Origin of the sequence: Immundisolibacter sp. (assembly GCF_028696615.1) — a bacterium.
Lineage (GTDB): Bacteria > Pseudomonadota > Gammaproteobacteria > Immundisolibacterales > Immundisolibacteraceae > Immundisolibacter.
In genome coordinates this window covers 1-8,872 of record NZ_JAQVGQ010000106.1, presented here as the reverse complement: position 1 = coordinate 8,872, position 8,872 = coordinate 1, and the positions used below count along the sequence as shown (strand labels likewise).

General features: G+C 68.8%; 9 protein-coding genes. 5 read left to right on the top strand and 4 right to left on the bottom strand.

Annotated features, from left to right (window positions below):
- Positions 1 to 149 precede the first annotated feature (149 nt).
- Positions 150 to 1,130 carry a hypothetical protein gene (locus PHC73_RS08310; RefSeq protein WP_300126653.1) on the bottom strand — a complete coding sequence of 327 codons (981 nt, stop codon included), beginning with the start codon at positions 1,128 to 1,130 and terminating at the stop codon, positions 150 to 152.
- Between the two features lie 443 nt (positions 1,131 to 1,573).
- The gene (locus tag PHC73_RS08305) at positions 1,574 to 3,001 is read right to left on the bottom strand and encodes an aldehyde dehydrogenase family protein (protein ID WP_300126651.1); all 1,428 of its coding nucleotides are present in this window, start codon (positions 2,999 to 3,001) and stop codon (positions 1,574 to 1,576) included.
- Between the two features lie 283 nt (positions 3,002 to 3,284).
- Between PHC73_RS08305 and PHC73_RS08300 the strand changes: the two genes are divergently transcribed.
- The 3 genes from PHC73_RS08300 to PHC73_RS08290 all read left to right on the top strand — a co-directional run bounded on the left by PHC73_RS08300 (position 3,285) and on the right by PHC73_RS08290 (position 5,905).
- Entirely contained in the window at positions 3,285 to 4,355 is a 1,071-nt protein-coding gene (locus PHC73_RS08300) for an LLM class flavin-dependent oxidoreductase (RefSeq protein WP_300126649.1), read from the top strand.
- Positions 4,356 to 4,511: 156 nt separating this feature from the next.
- On the top strand, positions 4,512 to 5,210 hold the full coding sequence (locus PHC73_RS08295) for a class I SAM-dependent methyltransferase (RefSeq protein ID WP_300126647.1): 699 nt from the start codon (positions 4,512 to 4,514) through the stop codon (positions 5,208 to 5,210).
- Positions 5,211 to 5,485: 275 nt separating this feature from the next.
- The gene (locus tag PHC73_RS08290; protein ID WP_300126645.1) at positions 5,486 to 5,905 is read left to right on the top strand and encodes a VOC family protein; all 420 of its coding nucleotides are present in this window, start codon (positions 5,486 to 5,488) and stop codon (positions 5,903 to 5,905) included.
- 28 nt (positions 5,906 to 5,933) lie between these two features.
- Here PHC73_RS08290 and PHC73_RS08285 read toward each other — a convergent pair whose 3' ends face one another.
- The gene (locus PHC73_RS08285; protein ID WP_300126643.1) at positions 5,934 to 6,932 is read right to left on the bottom strand and encodes a class 1 fructose-bisphosphatase; all 999 of its coding nucleotides are present in this window, start codon (positions 6,930 to 6,932) and stop codon (positions 5,934 to 5,936) included.
- A gap of 108 nt (positions 6,933 to 7,040) precedes the next feature.
- Here PHC73_RS08285 and PHC73_RS08280 point away from each other — a divergent pair, with 108 nt between their 5' ends.
- Both PHC73_RS08280 and PHC73_RS08275 read left to right on the top strand, forming a co-directional pair.
- Positions 7,041 to 7,640: a 2-hydroxychromene-2-carboxylate isomerase gene (locus PHC73_RS08280; RefSeq protein ID WP_300126641.1), complete on the top strand. Its 600-nt coding sequence runs from the start codon at positions 7,041 to 7,043 to the stop codon at positions 7,638 to 7,640.
- A gap of 87 nt (positions 7,641 to 7,727) precedes the next feature.
- Positions 7,728 to 8,489: a glucose 1-dehydrogenase gene (locus PHC73_RS08275; protein WP_300126639.1), complete on the top strand. Its 762-nt coding sequence runs from the start codon at positions 7,728 to 7,730 to the stop codon at positions 8,487 to 8,489.
- 21 nt (positions 8,490 to 8,510) lie between these two features.
- On the opposite strand, the gene PHC73_RS08270 is transcribed toward PHC73_RS08275, so the two are convergent.
- The coding region (locus PHC73_RS08270; RefSeq protein WP_366949837.1) for a DALR domain-containing protein at positions 8,511 to 8,872 on the bottom strand (362 nt) is incomplete at its 5' end.

The following is an 8,872-nucleotide window of genomic DNA, read 5'->3' as shown; positions in this document are numbered from 1 at the left end:
AGTTTGTGAAGAAATGCGCGTCCTGCGCATTTCTTGTGTCGCCCGTCCGGTACACGCCCGGACGGGCTCCCGCGAATCAAGCCCTTACGGGCTCGATTCGCGTCCGGCCATCCCTGGCCGGCCTGAGAGCTTGAAAAATTCACAAGCTCTCAGTCAGCCGGCGTGACCGCACTCACGTCGGCGGCTCGGCGGGCCGATGCCCCATGCAGCGTCCGTTGCACGCGGTCGACGAATTCCAGCCCCAGCGGCACCAACAGCGCCAACATGCCGCCCAGCACCAGGCTCAGCGCAACGATCAGGCTGCGCGGCGTGCCCACCGGCCGCGGGGACTGGATGGCAACTCCCAGGGCGCGGGTCTCCTGCAGGTTTTTGAGCTGCAGGTCGAGCCGCTGTATTTCGGCCCGCTGCAAGGCTTGGTCACGGTCGTTTTCACGCAGGCTGTTTTGCAGTTGGTCGCGTTTTTCTGCCTGGCCGATCTGCAACTGCTGCTGCAGGTCGGCCAGGCGCGCCCGGTTGGCGCGTACTTCGTTGTCCAGCATCAGCAGCGTCATGGCGCGCGCTTCGTCGCGCGCCTCGCCGACGGCGCGGGTGCGGTTGGCGGTAGCAACATCGAGCAGGGCGCGCGTGTCGGCAATCTGCTGCTCGAGCAACTGGTCGGTTTGCTCGAGCCGGTCGAACTGCTGACGCAACACCTGCGCCTGATCGACCAAACCCTGCAGAGCCGCTTCGGCGCGCCGCTTTTGTTGCCCGATGGCCATGCGCTGCACCTCGAACACGCGACCATGGTCGGCCAGCAGCGCCTGCACGGTCTGTTGCTGAATCTGCCGATAGGGGGCGCTTGTGGCTTCGGATGCCTTCGATGTGAGCACCACCAGTTGGCTGTTCTTGGGCACCCGAGCGTCCACCTGGAACGCGCCCACCTCGTCGGGATGATCCTGCTGGTAGCGGCGCCGCGCGGCTGGAAGGTAGTTTTCCTCCAGCTTGGCGAGGGTCGTCTCGACGGATTCGATCGGCACGGTTTTATTGCCCTCTGCCCGCGAACCGATCTCGATGGTGGTGGTGTAGGCAAACGTTTTGGGCTTCAGCAGGGCCACCGCCAGGCCGCAGGCGACGATCGCTGACAACGTCACCCAGGCGGCACGCCGGCGCCGCCAGATCCACCAGGCTGATTTCGTCATCCGACGCCAGCGGCGCTAGCGGCGCCCCGCCGTCCATATGTTGCAGTTGCTGCAAGGGTGTTACCTATCCGTCAAATCACGCCAAATCACGCACAGCTGGCAAGCGCTACGGCGCTTGCCAGTCAGACGCGCCGGCCGCGGGCAAAAAATCAGGGGTGTTGCGCCGCCATCGGGCATCGAAGGCTCGCCAAACTGGACAAGCCCACTTCCCCTGGTGCACTGCCTGCCGCAAGAAGGCACTGAAAGAGAGATCACTCCAGCACGAGGCCGGCATCCTAAACGGAGCCACCGCAGATCGACAAGCAAAACAACGCTACGGAGCGCTGATTGCGATTCGATGTTGCGGACCGCGCACGAGGCGGTTTCAAACAGGGCCGGCGCGGGCTCGATCGGCTTTACCTCACAAACCGCTCCAGCAGGCGCGTCAGGCGCGGCGAGTACGGCGGCATCATCCAGCGGGTAAAGCTGATGCGGCTTACCTGGCGCAGCACGGCGCGTTCGTTCGAGAACGCCTGAAAGCCGTAGAAGCCGCCCGACTTGCCGATGCCGCTGTTGTTGACGCCGCCGAACGGCAGGTTCGGGTGCAGGCCGTGCAGCATCACGTGGTTGATGGTGGTGCCGCCGGCCGAGGTGCCGTGCAGGATGCGCTCGACGTTGGCCTTGACGCGGCTGAAGGCGTACAGCGCCAGCGGCTTGGGTTTTTGGTTGACGAGTTCGAGCGCGCGGTTCAGATCGCGAAAGCTCAGCACCGGCAGCAGCGGGCCGAAGATTTCCTCCTGCATCAGCCTGGCATCCGGCGGCACGTCGGTGAGCACGGTCGGCGCGATGTAGCGCTCGGCGGCGTCCGACTCGCCGCCGGTCACCAGCCGCGCGCCGCGCGCCAGCGCGTCGTCCAGCAGGCCCTGCACGCGGGCGTGGTGGCGCGTGTTCACGATGCGTGTGAGCTCCGGTAACTCCCCGGCGGCGCCGCTCGCATGGGCCTTGAACTGGCGGTCGAGCGCGCCGAGCAGTTCCTCCTTGCGCGATTCGTGCACCAGCACGTAGTCGGGCGCCACGCACACCTGGCCGCCGTTCAGCAGCTTGCCCCACACCAGGCGCTCGGCGGCGGCTTCGACGTCCGCGCTCTCGTCGACGATCACCGGCGACTTGCCGCCAAGCTCCAGCGTGACCGACGCCAGGTGTTCGGCCGCGGCGCGCATCACCACCTTGCCGATCTCGGGGTTGCCCGTATAGAAGATGTGGTCGAACGGCTGGCGCAGCAGCGCCTGCGCGACTTCCGGCCCGCCCTCGAACACCGCCACCTCGGCCTCGTCGAACACGTCCGTGACGATGGTGCGGATCACCGCGCCCAGCGCCGGCGTCATCTCGGACGGCTTGATGATGGCCGTGCAGCCGGCGGCGACGGCGCTCGTGAGCGGCACGAAGCTCAGGAACACCGGCACGTTCCAGGGCGCGATGATCAGCGCCGCGCCCTTGGGCTCGTAGCGGATCTCGGCGCGCGTGCCGAGCATGTTGACCGGCGTTTTCACCCGCTGCGGGCGCATCCAGCGCTTGAGGTGCTTCAGCGCCAGGTCGATGGCCTGCGTCACCGGCATGATCTCGCCGAGCAGCGCGTCCACGCGCGGCTTTTTCATGTCAGCGTCGGCCGCCCCGAGGATGGCTTCCTTGTGCGCCAACACCGCCGCGCGCAGGCGGCGCAGTTTTTCGAGACGCTGCTCGGCGGTGGTTTCACGCAATTCCAGCTTGCGCTGCTGCTGCAGCGCGAACACGCGCGCGATTTCCGCCTCCAGGCGCGCAGGGGACAGTTCGTTGACGGCGTTCATCCGGGATCCTCCGTGTATCCGCAGCCGGGGCAATGGCGGTTTTTAACACCGCAGCGGCCGGATGAACAGTCGTTAACGAAGGCACAGGTCGCGGCAACCCCCGCCGGCGCCGCATGCATCGCCGCGGGCCGGTGGTGCGACCCTCGCGATGACGACCTGTGCGCCCCCCCAAAAACCGGCCGCCTACCAACCGACCGTTCGCTTGACGTCGCGCAACCTGCCACCGGGCGCCGGCAGTTCAATGAGCCCTCGTCGCAGCAAAACCCACGAGGACGGCCCGGCAATGAAACTCGGCATGTTGCATCTGTTCGAGAACCCGGTCGGCAAGACCGAGCGCGAGGTGGTCAGGGAACAGTTCGACCTGATGGTGGCGGCCGAGGATCTCGGCTTCGATTCCATCCAGCCGGCCGAGCATCATTTCAGCGAGTACGGTTATCTCGCCTCGCCGCAGGTGTCGCTGGCGGCGGTGGCGTCACGCACCAGGCGCCTGCGCCTGGGCACCGGGGTGGTGGTGCTGCCGTTTCACAACCCGATCCGGGTGGCCGAGGACTTCGCCTTTCTGGACCTGCTGTCCGACGGGCGCATCGACCTTGGCGTCGGGCGCGGCTATCAACCGATGGAATTCGAGGGATTCGGCATCGACCAGTCGCGCTCGCGGCAGATGTTCGCCGAGGCGGTGGAGCTCATCAAGCGCTGCTGGACCGAAGAGCGCGTCACCTTCCACGGCGAGTTTTATCGCGCCGACGAGCTGTGGGTGCGCCCGAAACCGGTGCAAAAACCCCACCCGCCGATCTACATGGCCTGCCTGTCGCCGGACAGCTTTGCCATCGCCGGCGCGGCCGGGCACAACGTGTTCATGTCGAGCGCGTTCGGGCTCACCGTGGAGCAGGCCAAGGCCGGCATCGCCGCCTACCGCCAGGCGCGGGCCGATGCCGGCCTCGATCCGGCCGGCGGGCGCGTCGCCAATCTGTTCATGATCTACCCCGGCGACAGCATGGACCAGGCGCGGCGCGATTTTCGGGACCCGGTGCTGTGGTACTACCGCACCATTGCCAAATACGTGGCGCCGCCGGTGGACCGCCCGCCGGTCAAGAGCTACGAGGGCTACCAGCAGGTCACCAGGATGGCCCAGGCGGTGCAGTTCGAGGACCTGCTGAACTCACCCATCCTGGTGTGCGGCGACGTCGACTACTGCACGCACAAGGTGATCGACATGGCGCGCGAGTTCGGCTTCAACGAGATGCTGTGCTGGACGCGCATCGGCGGCCTCGAACAGCGCAAGGTGCTGCGCGCCATGGACCTGATCGCCGGCAAGGTGATTCCGGGCGTCAAAAAGGTCCTGGGCGATACCTGAGGAGGAAAGCTGATTGATTCGGCGCCTGCGCCCCGGGGCAGGAAGCCGCGGCGTGAATCAAGCTCGCGCAGGCCAGATCGGCGACACGCAATCCGCCTGCCGCGTTTATGCTCCCGCCGCACGCCGCGACATCCCGCCCAGGAGCGAAAGCCCGACATGGATCAACGCCTCCCCAACAGCATCCAGCACGACTTCACCGCCGGCGCCGGCGACTACGAGCGGCGCATCCGCACGCTGGTGCCGGGCTACGACACCCTGCACGAGCTGTCCGCCGCCGTGCTGCGCGCGCAGTTGCCGGACGAGGCCCGGGTGCTGTGCGTGGGCGCCGGCACCGGCGAGGAACTGGCGCGCCTGGCCGTGGCCGGGCCGCGCTGGCGGCTCACGGGCGCCGATCCGTCGGCCGACATGCTGGCGCAGGCCCGCACGCGGCTGCAGCAGGCCGGCGTGCTGGAACGGGTCGAGCTCGTGGCCGGCGAGGCCGACATCGTGCCGGCGGCGCCGCCGTTCGATGCCGCCACGCTGATTTTGGTGCTGCATTTCATCAAGGACGACGCCGCGCGGGCGGCGCTGCTCGGCGCCATCGCGGCGCGCCTTGCGCCGGGCGCGCCGCTGCTGCTGGCGAGCCTTTACCGGCAAGGCGACGCGGACACCCTGCTGGATGCCTGGAAGGCGCTGCAGATGCTCGCCGGACTGCCGCGCGAGGCGGTGGAGGAACGCATGGCGCCGCGTCTGGCCGAGGCGCGGCCGGTTGGCGACGACGAACTCGCGCAGCTGCTCGCCGTCGCCGGCTTTGGCCCGCCGACGCGCTATTTCCAGGGGCTGATGATGGCCGGCTGGGTCGCCCGGCGGCGCTGACGGCGCGGCCGCGGGCGGCGATTCCTGGTAGCGTGTCGGCCAGGGCAATGCCGCAGCGCGGGGCAGATCAGCAAAGCGTAATCTGTCTGCCACGTTTATGCCGCCGCTTCACGGCCGGGGGCATCCGGCCCCGGTCGGCAGGCTCTAACAGGCCGTTGCGGACATGTGCCGCGATGAGCCGAGTTGAAAAAAGGGCAGGAAACCCCTTTTTTCAACGGCCTGCTAATCAATCGGCGCCTGCCCACCCACCGGCCCGCCGACTCGAGGAGGACACCATGGCACTCGAAACCCTCGACCACTGCGCCATCCGCACCACGCGCCTGGAAGACACCTGCCGTTTCTACGTGGACGTGCTCGGGCTCGAGGTCGGCCCGCGACCGCCGCTGGCGCTGCCCGGCTACTGGCTGTACGCCGGCGGGCGGCCGATCGTGCACCTGATGGAAATCGGCGCGCATTACGAAGCCGACGTGTTCGACCAGCCGATGCACGCCGAGCGCGGCCCGGAAGGCCCCGGCGTGGACCATCTGGCGTTTCGCGCGAGCGACCTTGCCGCGCTGCGCGAACGGCTGGCGGCGCTCGGCGTCCCCTACCGGGAGCTGTCGATGCGCGCCGCCGACCTGCACCAGGTGTTCGTGGTGGACCCGAACGGCGTGATCGCCGAGCTGAACTTCAAGGCCAGCGCCGAAGGCGTGTGAGGACGGCGCTGGCCGACCCGGCGCTGCATCAGCCCTCGCGGTGATAAGCCACCACGCGCTCGACCTCTTCCCTGGAGCCCAGGATCACCGCCACGCGCTGGTGCACCTTCTCGGGCCGGATGTCGAGGATGCGCTCGTAGCCGGTGCTGGCCAGCCCGCCGGCCTGCTCCACCACGTAGCCGATGGGGTTCGCCTCGTACATCAGGCGCAGCTTGCCGGGTTTGGCCGGGTCCTTGGTGTCGCGCGGGTACATGAAGATGCCGCCGCGCGTGAGCAGGCGGTACACATCGGCCACCATCGAGCCCACCCAGCGCATGTTGAAGTCGCGCTCGCGCGGGCCGTCCTTGCCGGCCATGCACTCGGCCACGTAGCGCTGCACCGGCGGCTGCCACCAGCGCTGGTTCGAGGCGTTGATGGCGTACTCGCTGGTGCGCTCGGGAATGCGCATGTCCGGCTGCGTCAGCAGGAACTCGCCGCTCGCCGGATCGAGCGTGAACCCCTGCACGCCGTGGCCGAAGCTCAGCACCATCACCGTGGCCGGACCGTAGGCGGTGAAGCCGGCCAGTACCTGACGGCTGCCCGGTTGCAGGAAATCGTCATTGGCAAGGCCAACTGCGCCGTCGGGCGCCCGCAGGATGGAAAAAATCGAGCCCACGGAAACGTTGACGTCGATGTTGGACGAGCCGTCCAGCGGGTCCACCAGCACCAGATACCCGCCGCGCGCGCCCGGCACCCGGTAGGTGCCGTCGAGCTCCTCCGAGGCGATGCCGGCCACCGCGCCGGTCCACGGCAGCGCATGCAGGAAGGCGTCGTTGGCGAGCACGTCGAGCTTTTTCTGCGTTTCGCCCGATGCGTTGGCGCTGTCCACCGCGCCCAGCACATCGGCCAGCGCCGCCCGCGCCAGCGCGGCCGCAATCTCGCGGCTGGCGGCGCCGATTTGCTGCACCACCAGCGCCAGCGCCGGGTCGAGCCGCCCGTCCTGGGCCGCCTGCGTGAGGTGTCGGAGAAGGGAAACGCGCTCGCTCATGACACTGTCCTGTCAGTCGAAGGGGATGTCCGCAAACCGCTGGCAGAATAGCCCATCGCCCGGCCACCCGGCCGCCCGAGAATGTGCCGATCGACAACAGGAGCTGGTATGAGCACGCCCGTCACGGTCAGTGTGTTTTTCAACTTCCGCAGCCCCTACTGCTACCTCGCCTCCAAAACGATGTTCGACGTGCTGGGGCGCTTCGACTGCGATGTCCTGTGGCGCCCGCTCGGCGGCTGGGACGGCCGCTCCTCGCCCGAGCGCGCCCGGGGCAAGCTGCCGATCGCGCGCCAGGACGTGCGCCGCTGGTGCCGGCGCATGGGCATTGCGTTCACCCCGCCACCGCTGACCACCGACCCCACCCGCGCCGGCGCGGGCTCGCTGCTGGCCGAACAACAGGGCCGTTTGCGCGAGTACGTGCAGGAGGTGATGCACGCCGAGTGGGGCGAGGGCCGCGACATCGGCGATCTCAATGTGCTGCGCGAGGCCGGCCGGCGCGCCGGACTCGATCCCGACGCGCTCACCCGGGCGGTCGACGACCCGGCACTGCTCTCGCGCCTTGCCGAGCACTGGCAGCAGGCGCAGGCGGTCGGCGTGTTCGGCGTGCCGAGCTTCGTGGTCGGCGAGGAAGTGTTCTGGGGCAACGACCGGCTCGATTTTCTCGCCGAGCACCTCACTGAACTTGGCGCCGTTCGCGTTCGCGGCTGAAGCCGCTCCTACTGCACCTGCCCCGTAGGAGCGGCTTCAGCCGCGAACGGCGACAAATTTTTACAACACCAACCAGAGGAGAAACCCATGGGACGCGTCAGCGGCAAAGTCGTTTTCATCACCGGGGCGGCCTCCGGCATGGGCCGCGCGCACGCGCTGCGCCTGGCCGGCGAGGGCGCCACGCTCGCCATCACCGACCGCAACGAGGCGGGTCTGGCCGACACGCTGGCCGCGGTCCAGGCCAGCGGCGCCGAGGCGGCGGCCTGGCCGCATGACGTGACCGACGAGGCCGCCTGGCAGCGGGTGGTCGACGCGGCCTGCGCGCGCTTCGGCGGCATCGACGTGCTGGTCAACAACGCCGGCATCTCACACCGCACCGCGTCGGTGCTGGACCTCGCCGCCGACGAATGGGACCGCGTCATGGCCGTCAACGCCCGCGGCGTGTTCCTTGGCGTGCGCACGGTCGGCCGCCGGATGCGCGACCGCGGCCGCGGCGGCAGCATCATCAACATCTCGTCGGTGTTCGGCATCGTCGGCGGCGCGCTGGCGTCAGCCTACTGCGCCAGCAAGGGCGCGGTGCGCCTGCTGACCAAGGCCGCCGCGGCGGATCTGGCCGAGTTCGACATCCGCGTCAACTCGGTGCACCCGGGCCTGATCGACACGCCCATGCTGGACGGCCTGCTGGCGAAGGAAGGCGAGGCGCGCCAGCGCATGCTCGGCGTGCAGCTGCAGCGCCGCGCCGCCGCCCCGGACGAGGTGTCGGCGGCGGTGCTGTTCCTGGCCAGCGACGAGTCGTCCTTCATGACCGGCTCGGAACTGGTGGTGGACGGCGGCTGGACGGCGCGCTGATTGATTCAGCGCACCCGCTCCTCAGCGCCGCCGCCAGGTGGTGCCGCCGGCGCCGTCCTCGAGCACGATGCCGGCCGCGGAGAGCTCGTCGCGGATGGCGTCGGCGCGGGCAAAGTCGCGCGCCTTGCGCGCCATCAGGCGCGCCTGCACCAGCGCCTCGATCTGCTCGTCCGACGGCCCGCCGCCGCCTTTCAAAAACGCCTGCGGGTCGTCCTGTAGCAACCCCAGCACGCCGCCCAGATGGCGCAGCGTGCCGGCCAGCGAGGCCACGCGGGCCGGATCGTCGGCGCGGTTCAGCTCGCGCACCAACTCGAACAGCACGGCGATCGCGCCCGGTGTGTTGAAGTCGTCCTGCATGGCGGCATCGAAACGCGCCACGAACT